Source organism: Pseudomonas sp. TNT3 (assembly GCF_010095445.2).
Lineage (GTDB): Bacteria > Pseudomonadota > Gammaproteobacteria > Pseudomonadales > Pseudomonadaceae > Aquipseudomonas.
Genome location: NZ_WFGV02000062.1, coordinates 1 through 17,684 on the forward strand (window position 1 = coordinate 1; position 17,684 = coordinate 17,684).

Here is a 17,684-nt window from a genome sequence, read left to right on the forward strand (position 1 = left end):
TGGGCGATACTGCCGAGCTGACTGACCGCTCGACCCGAACCGCGGGCCACCGCCAGCGACAGGCGTCGGTCGGCGAACATGGCCCAGCCCGCAGCGTGATTGACGCTTTCCACCAGCGACACGGCGCCGGCGGGCAATCCTGCATCGGCCAGTGCGGGGTTCAGTGCATGGGTGACGATGGCTTGAGCGGTGCCCAATGCATCGCTGCCAATGCGCAGCACGGCGGTGTTGCCGGTACGCAGTACGCCAGCGGCGTCGGCAAAGACATTCGGCCGGCCTTCGAACACAAACGCGACGATGCCCAGCGGCGAGATCACTTGCTCGACTGTCCAGCCATCATGCTCGACACAGCTGATCACTTTACCGCGAGTCGCCGACGCATCGCGCCAGGCCCTGAGGCCGGCGATCATGTCCCGGCGCATGGGTTCATTGGCCAGCAACCGCGTAGTAGAACGTCCGCGCGACCTGGCTCGTTCGATATCGGCCAGATTCGCAGCCTCGATCAACGCCCAGGTTTCCTGGCTTTCCAGACACTGGGCGAAACGGTCGAAAAACTCGCTGATCGCCTGATCCGACACGTTGGACATAGCCTTGAACGCCGCCTCAGCACGCTCGATCGCCACCGCTGCCGCTTGCTGGTCGGACACGGGGATCAGCAACAGTTCGCCGCTGACCTGTTCCACCAGCAGATGGTCACCAGGCTGGAATCGCGCGGCCAGTTCGGGGCTGACGACAGAGACACGGTTACCAGCGAAAGGGATCGGCGTGCCAGCGACTAGACGTTCGAGCGCAAGAGACATGAAGCGGATTCACCATGCAATGGGCGGGCGGAAAAGGTACCGGAAAACCGTTGGGGCGTCATCATCACCCGCCCTCTCTCCCTGTCCTCCCTCGCCCTGTAGCAGCTGCCGAGCCTGCGAGGCTGCGTTCGACTGCGTAGCAGTCGCCAGATCCGGTGAACAGGTCATTCAGGTACATCGCATGTATCGGGATTACGACTGCTTCGCAGCCGAACGCAGCCTCGCAGGCTCGGCAGCTGCTACAGAGATCGTGGGGGCATTAATATTTCGCATACACGTATCACTCTGTATCCGACCCGTGTCCCGACACACTATCCCCCAAACCCCCACCTCCACGACACATCACCGATACACCCGCCTGTTGAAATTTGCCTGTCGATTGGCCAAGCCGATCAAAGCGCATCACTCAACTCAGCAACGGAGTATCACCATGTTCAAACTCTCGACGTCCTCCCTGACCCTCGGCCTGCTCTTCGCGGGTGGCCTGGCCCTGTCCAGCGCCGCTTCGGCCTCCGAATCCGAAGCTTTCAGCATGAAGCAGCTGGCCCACGGCTACAGCCAGGCCCAGGCCGATACGGCGGAAAAACCCGCTGAAGGCAAATGCGGCGAAGGCAAGTGTGGCGCCGGCGAGTAACCCATTGCGGGGGGCACGCCGTTGCCCCACCTCCCTGACTGAACGGAAACAATGCCCATGAGCACCTCAATTTCTTCGGCCGTCAAAGGCCTGCACCTGAACCTCGACCGTGCCGGAAGCTGGATCGCGCCGCTGACCTTGCGGGTGTTCCTCGCCTGGGAGTTCTTCGAGTCCGGGCTGGAAAAATGGAATGGCCAGAACTGGTTCGCCGACATCCAGGAGCGCTTTCCGTTTCCGTTCAACCATGTGCCAGCGACCTTCAACTGGGAGCTGTCGATGTGGGCCGAACTGATCTGCGCCCTCGCCCTTCTGGTGGGCCTGGGAACACGGGTTTCAGCCGTCATTCTGATCGTGGTCACCATCGTCGCGACCGCTGCCGTTCACTGGCCGGCCGATTGGTCTACATTAAGTGAGCTTGCACAGGGTTATGCCATCAGCAACAAGGGCCACGGCAACTTCAAGCTGCCGCTGATCTACCTCGTTGCCCTCATGCCGTTGTTGTTCACGGGCGCTGGCAAACTCAGCCTCGATGCACTGCTGTCGCGAATTTTCTGGCGTCGCAACAATCATTGAAATGTTAACGTGGCAGCCTTCACCCCACCTTACTCGAGTAGACAGGAGCCACCATGAGCGTGACCACCCAATGGATCGAAATCGACAGCGCCGACGGTAAATTCGGCGCGTACCTGGCCATTCCCCACACTCAGAAAGGCCCGGGGATCGTGCTGATCCAGGAAATCTTCGGCGTCAACGAACACATTCGCTCCGTCGCCGAGCAGTACGCTGCCGATGGCTACCTGGTCATCGCGCCGGACCTGTTCTGGCGCAGCGGCCCGCGCATCGAGCTGAGTTACGACGAAGCCGGCTGGAAACGTGCCGTCGAGTTGATGAACGCCACGGACGTCGGCAAAGCCCAGGATGACATCAAGCTGACCATTGAAGCGCTCAAGTCCCAGCCTGGCCTGGACGGCGGTGTCGCCTCCATCGGTTACTGCTTCGGCGGCCTGCTCTCTTACCACACCGCCGCCAACGGCCTGGTCGACGTGGCGATCGCTTATTACGGCGGTGGCATTCAGAACCAGCTGGACCGTGCCGATGAAATCACCGTCCCGTTCCTGATGCACTTCGGTGAAGAGGACAGCCACATTCCATTGGACGCCGTGGAACAAATCGCCGAGCGTTTCGAAAACAACGATTACGTCGAAATCGTCGTGTACCCGCAGGCTGAACATGGTTTCAACTGCTCCCATCGCGACAGCTACAACCAGCGTGCAGCGGCTGAGTCCCATGGCAATACCCTGATCTTCCTGGGCCAGGAACTGTAAAATCGGCGCCCACTGAAATGGCCCCTTCATCGATTGATGTTGGGGCCATTTTTTTTTCAGCAGTGTCTGGCGAAAATCCATTGTGGGAGCAAGCCTGCTCGCGATGGCGGTCATGCATTCACTATTGATTTCGCCTGACACGGCCCCATCGAGCAAGCCCGGTTCCTACCGGGCCGTGACTAACCCGCCTGAGGTTCGTGCTTATTTCGCATCGCCCCCACGCGGCTTGTAAAACCGGAACCGGCCGATATCCGCCGTTTTGATGTACTTGCCCGCCCAATCCGGCCTCACGGTCTTGTCGTGAAAATACATCGCGCCCAACGTACGATCATTGAGGGTCTTGTTCAGTGCCTTGCGCGCGATTTCCTTGGCGACGGCATATTCCGCGTCCTCCTTGACCTGATCCGAGCGCCCGTCACACCACCATGAGAACTGGCAGTTTTTGATTTCCGAACCTTGCTTCACCACTGCGCACACCGTGTCCGGAAAACCTTCATGACCCAGGCGATTCATCACCACGCTGGCAACCGCTTCCATTTCATTGGTTTTACGCCCTTTGGCCTCCCAATAAATGGAGCGTGCAAGGCAGGTGATGGCATCATCCAGTGGCGACTTACCGGCAGGATCGACGGCCTGAACTTCGGAGGTGGTGATGGCCTCGGCTTTGGGTACCGGGACATCGGCGCTCTTCTCTGCGGCTTTTTGTTCCAGTACCTCGGCCTTGTCCTCGGCCTTTTTCTGTTCCTGGTCAGTGGCCGACACGTGGCTGCTGAAAAGGGATATTGCCAGGCAGGTTGCTATCCACATCAATCGCATGATCGACCCTTCTGAGGGAACGGATTCGGGCAACGCATTTGCGACGCTATCACCCGATTCAAGGGTGACCTGGCTTGATTGTAGTAGCCAGAATCCATTTCAACAGGCACGCAACAAACTGTATTTCGGCGCAAAAAGACATTGCGCTTGCGGGGGTGAAATCGCGCATCATGGGCGCAGTCAGTTCAAGGGGATTTCCATGCGTTTCATACCATCTGCCATGCGTCTTGCCGCGTTGTCGTTGAGCCTGTCGTTCGCCACCCAGGCACTGGCCGCGGAAGAAAAACAACTCATCGACTCGATCAACGCCTACCGCAGCCAGCCCCAACGCTGCGCCGATCAGGTAGCACCGGAGCTACCCCCACTGGCGGGTGATCCGCGACTGGCGCTGTCCGATGCCAGCGCCCGCAACCTGCAACAGGCCATGGCCACCGCGGGTTATCCAATGGTCAACGTGCAAGTCATCACCCTGTCCGGGCCACGCGATGCGCCGTCGGCCATGAAAGCCATTCAGGAAAGCTTCTGCCACGTAGTGCTCGACCCGCAGTTCGTTGACATCGGTGTCCGCCACGAAGACCGGGACTGGCGCATCGTGCTGGCACGACCGCTGCTGACCGGCCGTTTGGGTGACTGGCAGGCGGAAGGACAAAAACTGCTGACCCAGCTCAACAACGCCCGCAGCCAACCCCGCCAGTGCGGCTCGCAATCCTTTGCTGCCACCACGCCGCTGGCCTGGAATGCATCGTTGGCAACCGCCGCCGAGGCGCACTCGCGTTCCATGGCCAACAACAACTTCTTCGATCACAAGGATCGCGACGGCCGCACCCCCGGTGACCGGGCAGAACTGTCGGGCTATAACGCTCAGCAGATCGGCGAAAACATCGCTGCCGGGCAAGACACCGCTGGAAAGGTCGTCGATGGCTGGATCTCCAGTCCCGGCCACTGCGCCAACCTGATGAACCCGCAGTACAAGGAACTGGGTGCGGCGTACGCGGTGGACCCGAAAAGCGATGCCGGCATCTACTGGACAGCGATGTTCGGCACGCAGTGAGGACCGGCAGCTATCAATTTCCATGATCTTTCAAATCATGCAGCCGAGTTTTTTATTTCTTCCAGAGATGGTCAAAATGGCCGCACTTTTAAAATCTATGGAAGACATCTTCATGAATCTCAATTTTGCGTTCGCGTGCATGATTGTTGTGTCGTTTGCGATTGCACTGGGGCACGCCTGATCAACCTGAAGTCCACGGCGATGGCTTTAGCGCCTTGCAATCGCGGGGATCGTCGTGGTGCTGAAGGATCCAGTCGCTTTCTCGTTCAATCATTTCGTCGCACGCCTGGCATTCTGGCAAACTCTCCCCGCGCCCCCACTTAGAGCAGTCAGCGATGCTTTTCTCCCTTGTCTCGAACGGTTCTCCCCTCACGCCTGATCGACCGGATGCCACGGTTGCGTGGTGGAGCTTCACCAAGACCGTGCTCGCGGCGGCGGCACTGTCACTTGTCCGCGACGGCCTGATCGCACTGGATGACGAATTGCCCGAAGGCCCCTTCACCCTGCGCCAGCTGTTGCGCCACGAGGCCGGGCTGGCGGATTACAGTGAACTTGCCGACTACCATGCCGCCGTTGCCCGCCATGAAACACCGTGGCCGGCCGAGGAAATGCTGCAACGACTCGAGGCAACCCGCCTGCGCTATGCACCGGGAAGTGGCTGGCGCTACTCGAATGTGGGCTATTGGTATGTGGCTCGACTCATCGAGCGCGTCACCGGGCTCGAACTCGGTGAAGCGCTTTCGCAACGCGTGTTCGCCCCTTTGGGTTTATCGCGCATTCGCCTCGCCCGTACCGAAATCGACCTGCACGGCGTGAACATGGGCACGGCCACCCACTACAACCCGGGTTGGGTCTATCACGGCCTGCTCGTCGGACCGCTGGTGGAAGCGGCGCTGTGCCTTGACCGACTGCTCACCGGCGAGCTCCTGACGCACGCCTTGCTCGCTCAAATGCAAACAACCCGAACGCTCGGCGGACCGATCCCCGGACGTCCCTGGGTTGCGCCCGGCTACGGGCTCGGCCTGATGCACGGCCCGGTCGACGGCGGACGAATTCTGAGCGGCCACACCGGTGGCGGTCCTGGCAGTGTGGTGGCGATCTACAACAGTGTGTGCGGTCAGGAGTGCACCACCTGCGCCGTCTTTTCCGACGGCGCCGACGAAGGGGCCGTTGAGGCCGAAGCCGTGCGTCTGTTGAGCGAGCACTGGGTGTAAGATTCAATAACCCGACCGCAGGGTCACTCTCATAAAAAAGAGATGACGCTGCGCCCGCCCAGTGCTTGCGCAGAACGCGTCACAGGTAAAGCGGAGCGTATTGATGAAGGCGAAAATCCACCCTGCAGAACGTGTGGCCAATGAACAACGGCCCGTGAAAACCGTAGGCTTTCTCGTCATACCCAACTTCACCACCATCGGCTTCGCCTCCTCGGTGGAAACCTTGCGCATGGCCAACATGGCGGCGCGCCAGCCGATGTTTCGCACAGTAGTCATCGGCGCCACGCTGGACCCGGTCACGGCCAGCAACGGCATGCGCATCCTTCCGGATTACTCGATTGAAGACGCGCCCAAACTCGACATTCTGTTCGTGGTCGGCTCCAACCCTATCGTGTCCAACCACAGCAGTCGGCCGCTGCTCAACTGGCTGCGCAAACTCGCCCATCAACAGGTCACGCTGGGGGGCATCTGCACCGGCAGTCATCTGCTGGCCCGCGCCGACCTGCTCAAGGGCTATCGCTGCACCATTCACTGGGAAGACATCGAGGCCCTGAAAGAGCGTTTCCCCGGCATCATCATCTCCAATCAGCTGTTCGAGCTCGATCGCGACCGTTTCACCTGTTCCGGCGGTGTGGCGTCCATGGACATGACCTTGCAGCTGATTGCCCGTGAACCGGGTGGACGAGACATCGCCGCCCATGCCGCCGAGTTACTGTTGTGTGATCGGGTGCGCGGAGCGTAGGAACAGCAGCGCGTGCCGTTGCGACAGAAACTCGGTACTTCCCAGCCCAAGCTCAGCCAGATGGTGGCGATCATGGAGGCCAATCTTGAAGAGCCGGTGAGCCTGGAAGAACTGGCACGCTTGAACGAGGTGTCGGTGCGTCAACTGGAGCGGCTGTTTCACAAACACCTGCAACGCACACCGAGCCAGTACTACCTGGAACTGCGCCTGTCGCGGGCACGACAGCTGTTGCTGCGAAGCGAATCGCAGGTCCGCGACATCGCCCTCGCCTGCGGCTTTGTTTCGCCGGCACACTTTTCCAAATGCTATAGCCGGTTTTTTGGTGTATCGCCGATTGGTGAGCGCAAGCAGGTGGCGGCGGTGCATTGATGGGTTGGCGTCGGGATTGAAATGGAGGGTGTTCCTGATGGCCCCCTCGCGGGCAAGCCCGCTCCCACATTAGACCGAGTTATCTAGACGGACGCGGTCACTGTGGGAGCGGGCTTGCCCGCGATGGCGCCCTCAAAATCACCAACAACGACTCAGGGCATCCCGGATCAATCCTGCAACGCCTTATGCGCCGTCTCCCGGCTCGCCAGCATCGCAACCAACGCCACCGCTGCCGCGGCCAACAAATACCAGGCCGGTGCCATCTTGTTCCCGGTCATTTGAATCAACCACGTCGCAATAAACGGGGCCGTCCCGCCAAACACCGCATTCGCAATGTTGAAGCTGAAAGCAAACCCGCTGAAACGCACGCGCGTGGGGAAGATCTCGGCGAGGAAGCATGGCAAGGTGCCGTCGTTCATGGCCAGGATCGCGCCGAAGGCAATCTGGATCATCAGAATCACCAGCAGCGGCTGATGTTCGAGCATGCCGAACAGCGGGAACGTCAGCACCAGAAACAACACCGACGCCGTCAGCAGCATGGTTTTGCGCCCGAAGCGGTCCGACAGTTTGCCCATCAGGAAAATCAGCCCGATGTAGGTCGCCAGCGACACCGTCGATGCCAGAAACGAGTCGCTCTCGCTCATGCCCATCTCGGTCGACAAATAGGTCGGCATGTAGCTGAGCAACAGATAGAAAGCCACGGCGTTCAGGCACGTCACGCCAATCCCGATCATCACGCTGCGCCGGTGCACCGTCAGCAACGCACTGGCCTTGTCGGTTTGTGGAAAGAAGGTCAGTGCGATGACGGTGGCCAGATAGCCGTAGGCTGCATAGTCGAACCATTCGACGAAGTTGCCCATGAAACTGGCACTGGCCGCGCGCCGCAAGGCCTTGCGCTCGGACGTCTGTTCACGGGCCTGTTCCAGGGTTGGGTTAAGGCTTGCGGTGCTCATCGGGCACCTCCGGGGGGTAGAGGTGCGTTGATCGGGTTGAACCGTCGAGACGTGGGACATGACAAATACCCTCTATTGTTTTACTTGGCAGGGTTAAGGGTCAGTAAGTGCTGCGCGCTCTTCGACGCGCATGCGTTGTTTTTTTGAAGCCCGAATCAAAAATCCGTGGTGAATCAGCCGCTCTATACGGATCAGTAACGCTGCGATGAACACCAACCCTGTGGCGAGGGAGCAAGCTCCCTCGCCACAAAGACTCAGTGAGCGATGTTTTACTTGCGAATGATGTTGTGCTCTGGCCCGTACGGGAACCTGGTGATGTTTTCCCCGCCCTGCTCGTTGACGATCAGGATGTCGTGCTCACGATACCCGCCTGCACCCGGCAGGCCTTCCGGCAGCATGATCATCGGCTCGATGGACACCACCATCCCCGGCTCAAGCACCGTGTCGATGTCTTCACGCAACTCCAGCCCGGCTTCGCGGCCGTAGTAATGGCTCAGCGTGCCGAACGAGTGCCCGTAACCGAAGGTGCGGTATTGCAGCAGGTCGTGTTCGAGGAAAATTTCGTTCAGTTGCAACGCGATATCGCAGCAGCGCATGCCTGGCTTGATCAGTTTCAGGCCGACCTCATGCACCTTGACGTTGACCTCCCACAACCGCAGGTGCTCGTCGGAGCAGTGATCCAGGAACAACGTACGTTCCAGTGCGGTGTAGTAACCGGCGATCATCGGGAAGCAATTGAGGCTGAGAATGTCGCCCTTGTTGACCTTGCGCGAGGTGACCGGGTTATGCGCGCCGTCGGTGTTGATGCCGGACTGGAACCAGGTCCAGGTGTCCATCAATTCCGAGTCCGGGAAGGTGCGGGCAATCTCGCGCACCATCGCCTGGGTGGCGTGCAGTGCCACTTCATATTCCGGCACCTGGTCGCGCAGTGCTTCGACGATGGCCGCGCCCCCGATGTCCGCCACGCGAGCACCGTGACGGATGATCGCGTGTTCTTCAGCAGACTTGATCATGCGCATGCGCATGCAGGGTGCGCCGATGTCCACCAGCTCGGCCTGCGGGTAGCGGCTGGCGAGCTTGTCGCGGTTGAGCAGGTTCAGGTGATCGAACTCGATTCCTATGCGACCGGCCTTGGGCAGCGCTTGCTGAATGGCGACGAAGTAGTTGTCGCGCTGCCAGTCGGTGTAAACGATGTTCGCGGTGCCGACGGTCCGGCGCCATGGCTGGCCACCGTCGATGTTGGCGCTGATGGTCACCGCGCTGTCCTGGGTCACCACCAGCGCGTATTGACGACCAAACGAGCAGTACAGGAAATCGCTGTAATAGTTGATGTTGTGGTACGAAGTGAAGACCGCCGCGTCAATATTATTTTGCGCCAGGTAAGCCCGCAGTTTGGCCTGACGGTTGGCGTATTCGTGAGCCGAGAACGTCGGGCTCACTTTTTCGCCGTTCTTGATCTGGATGGTTTTCGGCATTTGCATGTCATAGATCCTTGTCAGTGATTGAGCGACAGAGGGCGCCACTCTGGTGGGCCGCTGGAGATCATTCGAACAGATGCAAGGACAGGTTTTTTGCGCGAATCCGACCTGTAGTTGGTCAGATCCGCTGTAGTCATGCGCACATGTTCAAGGGGGTGCGCGCGCCCCGCGTCAATCAGAGGCCGGTTTTCAACCCGTCGTCAGTCGTCGACTCCAGATTGTCCGAACCCACCTTCCAAATTGGTCAATCACGTCTATAACCAGTGTTGGCATGATTTGGATCAGGGTGTTTTCATCGATCCCTGAGTAAATTGATCGCTTGAAAAACAGCGGACAAGTGACTGTCCGCCAGGAGAATTTGCGCATGAAAATCTTGAAGATAGCTGCCAGTGATACCGCCATCGATTGTTTTCAGACCTACAGGGAGGTGGTACCCATCAGTCAGACCGACTACACCGACATCGCGGTTGCGGTGTTCTCGGTCGAAGACGTGATGGCAGGCGCTCTGGAATCGCTCCAGCGCACGGGTTTCGATATTCCGATTTTCCTTGCGACCTCCCCCGGCACCGGCAACCGCGCACGCGACGTCTATAAGCACCTGGAAGACGTACTGCTGCAGGTCAACGGTATTTTTGACCGTTCACGCAACAACGTCGAATACCATGGCCACCAGCTCGAGACCGCCGCGAAGGCCTACGAAGAGAGCCTGCTGCCGCCGTTCTTCGACGCCGTCAAGCGCTACACCGAATCGGCGAACGTGACGTTCGCTTGCCCTGGCCACCAGGGCGGTCAGTTTTTCCGCAAACACCCGGCGGGTCGGCAGTTCTTCGACTTCTTTGGCGAAACCCTGTTTCGCGCCGACATGTGCAACGCTGACGTCAAGCTGGGCGATCTGTTGATCCATGAAGGCCCGGCGCTGCTGGCGCAGAAACATGCGGCCAAAGTATTCAACGCGGACAAGACCTACTTCGTACTCAACGGCACCTCGGCCTCCAACAAGGTGGTTACCAACGCACTGCTGACGCCTGGCGACCTGGTGCTGTTCGACCGCAACAACCACAAGTCCAACCACCAGGGTGCCTTGATCCAGGCAGGCGCTACGCCGGTGTACCTGGAAACCGCGCGCAACCCCTATGGCTTCATCGGTGGCATCGACGCCCACTGTTTTGAAGAAGAATACCTGCGCGAATTGATCGCTGAAGTGGCGCCGGACAAGGCCCAACAACCGCGTCCGTTCCGCCTGGCGATCATTCAACTCGGCACCTATGACGGCACTGTCTATAACGCCCGTCAGGTGGTCGATCGCATTGGCAAGTTGTGCGATTACATCCTGTTTGACTCGGCGTGGGTGGGCTACGAACAGTTCATCCCGATGATGAAAGACTGCTCGCCACTGCTGCTGGACCTGCACGCGGACGACCCGGGCATCTTCGTGACCCAATCGGTGCACAAGCAGCAGGCCGGCTTCTCCCAGGCTTCGCAGGTGCACAAAAAAGACCGCCACATCAAAGGACAAGCCCGCTACTGCAACCACGCACAATTGAACAACGCGTTCATGTCCCAGGCATCCACCAGTCCGTTCTATCCGATTTTCGCCTCGCTGGACGTGAACGCGCGAATCCACTCGGGCCGCAGTGGCCTGAAGCTGTGGGATGACTGCGTGAAATTCGGCATCGACGCACGCAAGTTGATCCTGGAAGCCTGCACCATGGTCCGCCCGTTCGTGCCCGCGACCATCGAAGGCCGAGCGTGGGAGGATTACCCCACTGAAGAAATCGCCAATGACCTGCGGTTTTTCGAGTTTCATCCCAAGGATCGCTGGCATGCCTTCCAGGGCTACGGGGAAAAGCAGTACTTCGTTGACCCGTGCAAATTGCTGTTCACCACCCCTGGCATCGATCCGGTGGATGGCAGTTACACCGACTTCGGCATTCATGCCGGCATTCTCGCCAACTTCCTGCGCGAGAACGGCATCGTTCCGGAAAAGTGCGACCTGAACTCGATTCTGTTCCTGCTGACCCCGGCTGAAGACTGGGCAAAAATGACCCACCTCGCCGCGCAAATCGCGCGTTTCGAACGCTTCGTCAATGACAACGCTCCGATGAGCCGCGTATTGCCGGCCATCTATGCGCGTTACGAAGCGCGCTATCGCAACTACACCATTCGCCAGCTCTGCCAGGAGATGCACGACCTCTACCGCAATCACAATGTGCAGCAGTTGCAGAAACAGATGTTCCGCAAGGAACACTTCCCGAAAAAGGCCATGAACCCCCAGGCTGCGCAGTTCGAATTCATTAGGGGCAACATCGAGTTGGTGGCGCTGGCCGATGCCGATGGACGCATCGCCGCCGAAGGTGCGCTGCCCTACCCGCCGGGCGTGCTCTGCGTCGTGCCGGGGGAAATTTGGGGCGGCGCGGTGCTCAAGTACTTCCTGGCGCTGGAAGAAGGGATTAACGCGTTGCCAGGTTTTACCCCGGAACTTCAAGGCGTTTACTTGAAGGAAGTTGAAGGGCGTATCCGTGCGTATGGGTACGTGATCAAGAACTGACGCGAGTTAATGCGTGGCCAGGTCGCCTTATTTAATCGCGACCTGAGCCACATCACTCGCGCTCACCAACGCCTTGAGCGAGGTATCGAACTGCTTCAAGGCGGTCATTTGCAACTCGGTTTGCTGATCGATTTGCGCTGCAATCTCCGGCGCCGCTTTGCCGTGAACCCAAAGCGAAGGCATCTGCTTTTCCCGTGAGCCTTCGGCCTGGCCGATGTACTGCAGATTCGAGTCATAGAACTTCGCCAGGAATCGCGCTTGCACCTGCGGATTGCGCTTGGACACCAGGCGGCTGTACGAATCCAGCATCACCACCACGTCCGGATGAGCTTGCACGACCGCGTCCAGGCTGTCATAGACCTTGACCGATGCGAACTCCTTCTGCAACGACCCCATCAACCAGTCAATCGCCATGGTCGGCTCGGAGCTTCTGACGAACGCGCTGCTGATACGCGAGTCGAGCTGAGGGTTCCTCGCGCCATTCACCGCGACCGCGTGGTACTGCTCCAGGTATTCGATCGTGTTGAGGGTGTTTTCGCTGTAAATCACCCCGACCGACCGGGCATGACGCAGATCGGCTGAGCTGTTCGCAACAGGGAGAAAGTGGCAGGACCGGTCGGCGGCGTAGGCAGGCGCAGTGGCAGCGAGGCTGCCCGTGAGAACGGCGGCAATGGCCAGCAGGGAAGAGAGTCTCATCGCACAGGTTCCTTCAAAGGCGAGTTCGGTATGTGGTTATCTTCCTCTCTTGATGGAAATACTGAAGATGCATTTCTTGATGGTGGTTATCGATTAAACGAATGGTTGGGTGTCCGTGTATCAGCCAGGATCCCTGTAGGAGCTGCCGCAGGCTGCGATCTTTTGACTGTGATTCTAAAGATCAAAAGATCGCAGCCTGCGGCAGCTCCTACAGGGCTGGTGTTCGCAACAGGGGCGTAGCGCAATTACAAAATCCTTTTCACCATCGGCACGCACGCCAGTTGCAGCCCCGACGGTGACTGGTAAATCGCAACCTGCTCTCCCACGTAGCCGCATCGCCGGTAGAAGTCAGCCGCGTTCAACGTAGCGTCCAGGATGACGTCATCCAGCCCCAACTCCCGAGCCAGGGACTCCAGGAAATCAAGCATCCGCTTGCCAATGCCCTGCTGCATGAACCCCGGAAGCACAAAGATCGCGCCGATTTCCTTGTGCTTCAGGTCAAGCATTCCCGTTGCTACCGGCTCGCCCTCGATGCACCCCAGATAGAAGTGCTTTTCCATCAGGTCGCAATAGCCGTCCTCGGCCTTCCCGGCTGTCCAGGCCTGCATTTGTTCCGGGGTATACGCGCCGATGCATTGATGCCGTATCGCTTTGAGGCGAATGTCGAAGGCTGTCACGCAGTCGTCGTACCGGGCTCGTTTGATGTCCAACATTTCGATCTCCATCAGCCAGTGGCGGACGGCGCATTAAAAAGCCCCGTCCATTTCTGGCGGGGCCTTTGGGTTACTACGTCAGTTAACAAGCACGCATGAACTCATGGTCCGCCAGAGGCAGTCATGGAAGTGCACATCATGTTCATGCTGAGTGTGTCGTTCATGGTTCGATAGTGTTGTTTGGCGCGCTGGATTGTCAATCCTGCAACACCGGGACAGGCTCGGCGCGGCTGGACGCCGCGTCATCCAGAATCGCGTCCAGGGTGGCGAGGAACAGGTCGTGGCTCAGAATCCCGGTGCAGACTGTCGACAGCACTTCATTCCCTGCCTCGTCCTTGATCACCACCAATTCACTCCACGCACTCAAATCCACGGTGCGCAAACTCGACATCGGCACCTTGCGACCCTGCACCTCCAGGAACTCGCGCGTCATCAAGATTGGCTGCGTTTCCACATCAAGGAAATTGCCTTTCATGCGCTTGCCCCATACCGCACTGCTCGGTACGTACTTGAAAGTCACCACCCCGCCGCCTTCCAGAGTCTGCATGACGGCAGGGAGGCGTTCGCGCACATGCAGCTCGCGCACCCGCTGCTGGAAGTCTAGAAAACCCTTGAGGGAATGAATGACCCGGTGAAACGGCTCGTTTGCATTGCGCCGGTACGCCAGGTTGGTGATCAGGCCGCTGATCGCCGCCTGCCCGGAGCTGAAGAGATAAAGGTCTTCGATCTGAACAAAAGGAACGTAGTCCTTCTTCGCACCGATGATGTGCGCGATGCCATGTTCGTAGACTTCATAGCTGCCCTGACGTAAGCGCTTTTGCCAGACAAACAGACCAAAAAGGCCCGCGGCGATGACCGCCAGGAATGCGCTGGCGAAATAGATCATCATTTGCGGGCTGGAGAAATCCAGGTGGGTGCCGCGGCTGGAGGTCACACTCACAGGTCCGGAACTGCCTGCAGGCAGAATCGTGCTCAGGTACAGCACGAAACACGCCATGCCCAGCATGACAAGACCGACGACCAGGATGAAAATCGGGAAACCCTTGCCATGGCGGAAGGACGCTATTAACGCACCGGTGGCCGGTGTAGACGCAGATGAGGATTGCTGCATGAGGTTCTTGCTTCCTTGTAAGAGAGAGTCGAGACGCGCCGCCATCCAGGCTGGCTTCGCCGATGAACGCGGCGTCGATTGGGGTGTTATCTGACTGAAGTCCAGTCATCCCGGGGTGGGCACTGTTTTGAGTAGGGTGGACCGTATTCGTTCATAACGGGGTACCGATCGACGCAGCAGAGGCCCTCTCCCTCGCGAGAGAGGGCCCGGCCGTCAGTCGTTAAGGATGTCCCGATCCTTGGTTTCCGGCAGGAAGAACGTGCCCAGAATGGCCGTCATCACGGCGATGACAATCGGGTACCACAACCCGTAGTAGATATCCCCCGTCGCCGCGACCATGGCGAACGCCACCGTGGGCAGGAAGCCGCCGAACCAGCCGTTGCCGATGTGATACGGCAACGACATCGAGGTGTAGCGGATGCGCGTCGGGAACAGCTCCACCAGCCAGGCGGCGATCGGGCCGTACACCATTGTCACGTAGATCACCAGGATGGTCAGGAGCAGCAGCACCATCGGGTAGTTGGTTTTCGCCGGATCGGCTTTCTCTGGATAACCGGCTTCCTTGAGTGCCGCGCCTAACGTGGCCGTGAACGCATCGTTGCGGGTCTTGAAGTCCGCAGCCGGCATGCTGGCGCCATCGAAGCTGGGGATCACCTTGTCGCCGATGCGCACTTGCGCGACCGTTCCTGGCTCAGCCTTCTCGTTTTTGTACGGGATGGCTCGTTTCGCCAGCAAGGTCTTGGCGAGGTCGCAGGAGCTGGTGAATTTGGCCTTGCCCACCGGGTCGAACTGGAATGAGCATTGGTCGGGGTCGGCGATCACCGTGACGGGGTTTCTTTCCTGCGCGACGAACACGTCGGGGTTACCGTATTGGGTCAACGCATGGAAGATCGGAAAGTAGGTCAACGCCGCCAGAATACAGCCGGCCATGATGATCCCCTTGCGGCCGATGCGATCGGACAGGCTGCCGAAGATCACGAAGAACGGCGTGCCAATCAACAGCGAACCCGCGATCAACAGGTTAGCGGTCTGCGCATCGATTTTCAGCGTCTGCAGCAGGAAGAACAGCGCATAGAACTGCCCGGTGTACCAGACCACTGCCTGCCCCGCCGTGCCGCCGAGCAATGCCATGATCACGATCTTGAGGTTGTCCCAGCGTGCGAAGGACTCGGTCAGCGGTGCCTTGGAGGCTTTGCCTTCGGCCTTCATTTTCAGGAACACCGGCGACTCGCTGAGTTGCAGGCGGATGTACACCGAGACGATCAGCAGCAGGATCGACAGCAGGAACGGAATCCGCCATCCCCAGGCTTCGAAGGCTTCGTTACCGAGTACGGTCCGGCAGGCGAGGATCACCAGCAGCGACAGAAACAGGCCTAGCGTCGCGGTGGTTTGAATCCACGAAGTGAAATAGCCCCGTTTACCTTTCGGTGCATGTTCGGCCACATACGTCGCCGCACCGCCGTATTCCCCGCCCAACGCCAGGCCTTGCAACAGGCGCAGGGTGATCAGGATGATCGGTGCCGCGACCCCGATGGTCGCGTATCCCGGCAGGAAACCGACGATGGCCGTGGAGATACCCATGATCACAATCGTGATCAGAAAGGTGTGTTTGCGCCCGATCATGTCCCCCAGCCGACCGAACACGATCGCACCAAAGGGCCTGACGGCGAACCCCGCCGCGAACGCAAGTAGCGCGAAGATGAAAGCCGTCGTCTCGTTGACCCCGGCGAAGAAGTGCTTCGCGATGATCGCAGCCAGTGAGCCATACAGGTAAAAGTCGTACCACTCGAACACCGTGCCAAGGGAGGAGGCAAAGATAACCTTGCGCTCCTCCTTGGTGATGCTGTGCTTGGGCGCACTGCCCGTGGTGGTGTTGTCGATTGCGGCCATGAGTGTTCTCCGTCTATCTCTTGTTGTAGGCCGGAGTACCTCACTACCCTCGCCGCACCCAGGCCCTGGGGCTGATGTCATCGGATTACGGACTGCTTAAAGCATTCGAACAGGCTGACGGCCTCGCATCGCTGCAAGGTTTCCTAAGCATAATCAGGATCGCGCAGTTATCCACTCGACATCGCGTTAAAACCGGGCTCCACCGCCTGCCCGCACGCCCCCACTTGCGGCACCAGGCTGATATCGACACGCCGATTGGCCGCACGGCCCGGCTCGGTGTCATTGCTGGCGATCGGTTGGCTCGCCGCGAGCCCTTGCACCGCAAAGCAGCTATCGGGGATGTCGCTCATGGTTTGCATCCAGCCCCGTACGGCAGATGCACGCGCATGGGACAACTGCAGGTTGTTTTCAGCGCTGCCCTTGGCATCGGAATGCCCGGTGATCACGATCAGCCAGCCGGGCTGGGCCTTGATGTCGACCAGGGCGCTGATCAATACCTTGGTCGAGTCAGGGTTGAACTCGGCGCTGCCCGCCTTGAACAGCGAGAGGCTGTTCAGACGCACCGGCGTGGGAACGGTTTGCTCCGGCTTAAACAGGCTGATGAGACCGGGCGAGCCCTCCTTGTTCGCGCCCGAGGTCTGCCACCACAGTCCACTTGCCAAGAGGATCGAGGCCGCCCCGGCACACAGACAAATCACGAGGCGACGCTTCGAAGATTTCATCTCGGGCATCGGGGTCGCTGGCACAACGACAACGGGCATCAACAATGCCGGACTCGACCCTCTCGTCGGCAACGGCGTCATGACGCCCGATACGGGGTGTCCCTGCATCCGTAATATCAGGGCTTCGATCTGTTGGCGCAGCGCCTGTAACGCAACCAAAGGGGCGTGCACCTGATGATCCAGACGCTGGTGCAACCGCTGCAGCTCAGTGCCCAGTTGGAGGAGCGCAGGCAGGTTTCGCCCATCGATCTCCAGGCTGCGCAACAGCCACTGCAGTTGCGCGAAGAGCCAGGCCAGGATATCCAGGCGCACGGACGGCACCGGCGGCCATAGGGTCGACCATTCGCAGGCCAGCGCTTCTATCAGCGACGCCCCCTGGGCCATGCCTTCAAGACCATAGCGATGACTGCGCGCGAGCGCGAAGGACGCGGCTGTTTGCAGGTCGCCGCCGTTCTGCTGGAACAGCGTCAGGCACAGCTGCTCGACCCTCGCCCAGTCCACGTCCGGACACGCCGGATGGTTCAACTTGGCCAACTCATCGCGCAGTGCCCCAAACTCGGCGGAGCCCCGGGGATCACCGCCGACCCGAATACGCATTTCAAACAACACCGTCATACAGCTT

Annotated in this window: 15 protein-coding genes and 1 pseudogene; 7 read left to right on the plus strand and 9 right to left on the minus strand. The window is 59.4% G+C overall.

The features are described from left to right. On the minus strand, nt 1-800 hold an 800-nt coding region (locus GBC55_RS25610), incomplete at its 3' end, for an aldehyde dehydrogenase family protein (RefSeq protein WP_247267005.1). A gap of 430 nt (nt 801-1,230) precedes the next feature. Here GBC55_RS25610 and GBC55_RS25615 point away from each other — a divergent pair. Genes GBC55_RS25615 through GBC55_RS25625 form a run of 3 tightly spaced genes read left to right on the plus strand, consistent with a single transcriptional unit; the run spans nt 1,231 to nt 2,759 of the window. Next, nucleotides 1,231-1,434 carry a hypothetical protein gene (locus GBC55_RS25615; protein WP_162440303.1) on the plus strand — a complete coding sequence of 68 codons (204 nt, stop codon included), beginning with the start codon at nt 1,231-1,233 and terminating at the stop codon, nt 1,432-1,434. Between the two features lie 57 nt (nt 1,435-1,491). Then, nucleotides 1,492-2,007, plus strand: a complete 516-nt coding sequence (locus GBC55_RS25620) for a DoxX family protein (protein ID WP_162440302.1) — start codon at nt 1,492-1,494, stop codon at nt 2,005-2,007. Nucleotides 2,008-2,060: 53 nt separating this feature from the next. After that, nucleotides 2,061-2,759, plus strand: a complete 699-nt coding sequence (locus GBC55_RS25625; protein WP_162440301.1) for a dienelactone hydrolase family protein — start codon at nt 2,061-2,063, stop codon at nt 2,757-2,759. A 201-nt stretch (nt 2,760-2,960) separates the two neighbouring features. Here the strand turns inward: GBC55_RS25625 and GBC55_RS25630 are convergent, their stop codons facing one another. Beyond that, a complete protein-coding gene (locus GBC55_RS25630) occupies nt 2,961-3,575 on the minus strand; it encodes a cell wall hydrolase (RefSeq protein ID WP_162440300.1) in 615 nt (204 codons plus the stop codon). Nucleotides 3,576-3,774: 199 nt separating this feature from the next. On the opposite strand from GBC55_RS25630, the gene GBC55_RS25635 reads away from it, so the two are divergent. From GBC55_RS25635 to GBC55_RS25645, 3 genes and pseudogenes are all read left to right on the plus strand, one after another. Then, the gene (locus GBC55_RS25635) at nt 3,775-4,626 is read left to right on the plus strand and encodes a CAP domain-containing protein (protein WP_162440299.1); all 852 of its coding nucleotides are present in this window, start codon (nt 3,775-3,777) and stop codon (nt 4,624-4,626) included. Nucleotides 4,627-4,961: 335 nt separating this feature from the next. Continuing rightward, nucleotides 4,962-5,840, plus strand: coding sequence for a serine hydrolase domain-containing protein (locus GBC55_RS25640; protein ID WP_162440298.1), 879 nt, complete (start codon nt 4,962-4,964; stop codon nt 5,838-5,840). A 103-nt stretch (nt 5,841-5,943) separates the two neighbouring features. Then, nucleotides 5,944-6,951 (plus strand): annotated as a pseudogene (locus GBC55_RS25645) (GlxA family transcriptional regulator). A gap of 167 nt (nt 6,952-7,118) precedes the next feature. Here the strand turns inward: GBC55_RS25645 and GBC55_RS25650 are convergent. Continuing rightward, complete coding sequence (locus GBC55_RS25650) at nt 7,119-7,904, minus strand: MFS transporter (RefSeq protein ID WP_162440297.1); 786 nt, start codon at nt 7,902-7,904, stop codon at nt 7,119-7,121. A 269-nt stretch (nt 7,905-8,173) separates the two neighbouring features. Then, complete coding sequence (locus tag GBC55_RS25655) at nt 8,174-9,385, minus strand: M24 family metallopeptidase (RefSeq protein WP_162440296.1); 1,212 nt, start codon at nt 9,383-9,385, stop codon at nt 8,174-8,176. A 361-nt stretch (nt 9,386-9,746) separates the two neighbouring features. Here GBC55_RS25655 and speF point away from each other — a divergent pair, with 361 nt between their 5' ends. Beyond that, nucleotides 9,747-11,930 carry an ornithine decarboxylase SpeF gene (speF, locus tag GBC55_RS25660; RefSeq protein ID WP_162440295.1) on the plus strand — a complete coding sequence of 728 codons (2,184 nt, stop codon included), beginning with the start codon at nt 9,747-9,749 and terminating at the stop codon, nt 11,928-11,930. Between the two features lie 27 nt (nt 11,931-11,957). On the opposite strand, the gene GBC55_RS25665 is transcribed toward speF, so the two are convergent. The 5 genes from GBC55_RS25665 to GBC55_RS25685 form a co-directional block, all read right to left on the minus strand. Beyond that, a complete protein-coding gene (locus GBC55_RS25665; protein WP_162440294.1) occupies nt 11,958-12,626 on the minus strand; it encodes an ATPase in 669 nt (222 codons plus the stop codon). Between the two features lie 245 nt (nt 12,627-12,871). After that, the gene (locus GBC55_RS25670) at nt 12,872-13,339 is read right to left on the minus strand and encodes a GNAT family N-acetyltransferase (protein WP_162440293.1); all 468 of its coding nucleotides are present in this window, start codon (nt 13,337-13,339) and stop codon (nt 12,872-12,874) included. Nucleotides 13,340-13,535: 196 nt separating this feature from the next. Then, nucleotides 13,536-14,450, minus strand: coding sequence for a hypothetical protein (locus GBC55_RS25675; RefSeq protein WP_162440292.1), 915 nt, complete (start codon nt 14,448-14,450; stop codon nt 13,536-13,538). Between the two features lie 213 nt (nt 14,451-14,663). Then, nucleotides 14,664-16,340 carry an MFS transporter gene (locus GBC55_RS25680; RefSeq protein WP_162440291.1) on the minus strand — a complete coding sequence of 559 codons (1,677 nt, stop codon included), beginning with the start codon at nt 16,338-16,340 and terminating at the stop codon, nt 14,664-14,666. Between the two features lie 167 nt (nt 16,341-16,507). After that, nucleotides 16,508-17,677: a type VI secretion system ImpA family N-terminal domain-containing protein gene (locus GBC55_RS25685; RefSeq protein ID WP_162440290.1), complete on the minus strand. Its 1,170-nt coding sequence runs from the start codon at nt 17,675-17,677 to the stop codon at nt 16,508-16,510. Nucleotides 17,678-17,684 lie beyond the last annotated feature (7 nt).

Excerpts from the sequence above, each read along its gene's own strand:
- GBC55_RS25615 (WP_162440303.1), top strand. The coding sequence starts at position 1,231 with ATGTTCAAACTCTCGACGTCCTCCCTGACCCTCGGCCTGCTCTTCGCG.
- GBC55_RS25620 (WP_162440302.1), top strand. The coding sequence starts at position 1,492 with ATGAGCACCTCAATTTCTTCGGCCGTCAAAGGCCTGCACCTGAACCTC.
- GBC55_RS25625 (WP_162440301.1), top strand. The coding sequence starts at position 2,061 with ATGAGCGTGACCACCCAATGGATCGAAATCGACAGCGCCGACGGTAAA.
- GBC55_RS25630 (WP_162440300.1), bottom strand. The coding sequence starts at position 3,575 with ATGCGATTGATGTGGATAGCAACCTGCCTGGCAATATCCCTTTTCAGC.
- GBC55_RS25635 (WP_162440299.1), top strand. The coding sequence starts at position 3,775 with ATGCGTTTCATACCATCTGCCATGCGTCTTGCCGCGTTGTCGTTGAGC.
- GBC55_RS25640 (WP_162440298.1), top strand. The coding sequence starts at position 4,962 with ATGCTTTTCTCCCTTGTCTCGAACGGTTCTCCCCTCACGCCTGATCGA.
- GBC55_RS25650 (WP_162440297.1), bottom strand. The coding sequence starts at position 7,904 with ATGAGCACCGCAAGCCTTAACCCAACCCTGGAACAGGCCCGTGAACAG.
- GBC55_RS25655 (WP_162440296.1), bottom strand. The coding sequence starts at position 9,385 with ATGCAAATGCCGAAAACCATCCAGATCAAGAACGGCGAAAAAGTGAGC.
- speF (WP_162440295.1), top strand. The coding sequence starts at position 9,747 with ATGAAAATCTTGAAGATAGCTGCCAGTGATACCGCCATCGATTGTTTT.
- GBC55_RS25665 (WP_162440294.1), bottom strand. The coding sequence starts at position 12,626 with ATGAGACTCTCTTCCCTGCTGGCCATTGCCGCCGTTCTCACGGGCAGC.
- GBC55_RS25670 (WP_162440293.1), bottom strand. The coding sequence starts at position 13,339 with ATGTTGGACATCAAACGAGCCCGGTACGACGACTGCGTGACAGCCTTC.
- GBC55_RS25675 (WP_162440292.1), bottom strand. The coding sequence starts at position 14,450 with ATGCAGCAATCCTCATCTGCGTCTACACCGGCCACCGGTGCGTTAATA.
- GBC55_RS25680 (WP_162440291.1), bottom strand. The coding sequence starts at position 16,340 with ATGGCCGCAATCGACAACACCACCACGGGCAGTGCGCCCAAGCACAGC.
- GBC55_RS25685 (WP_162440290.1), bottom strand. The coding sequence starts at position 17,677 with ATGACGGTGTTGTTTGAAATGCGTATTCGGGTCGGCGGTGATCCCCGG.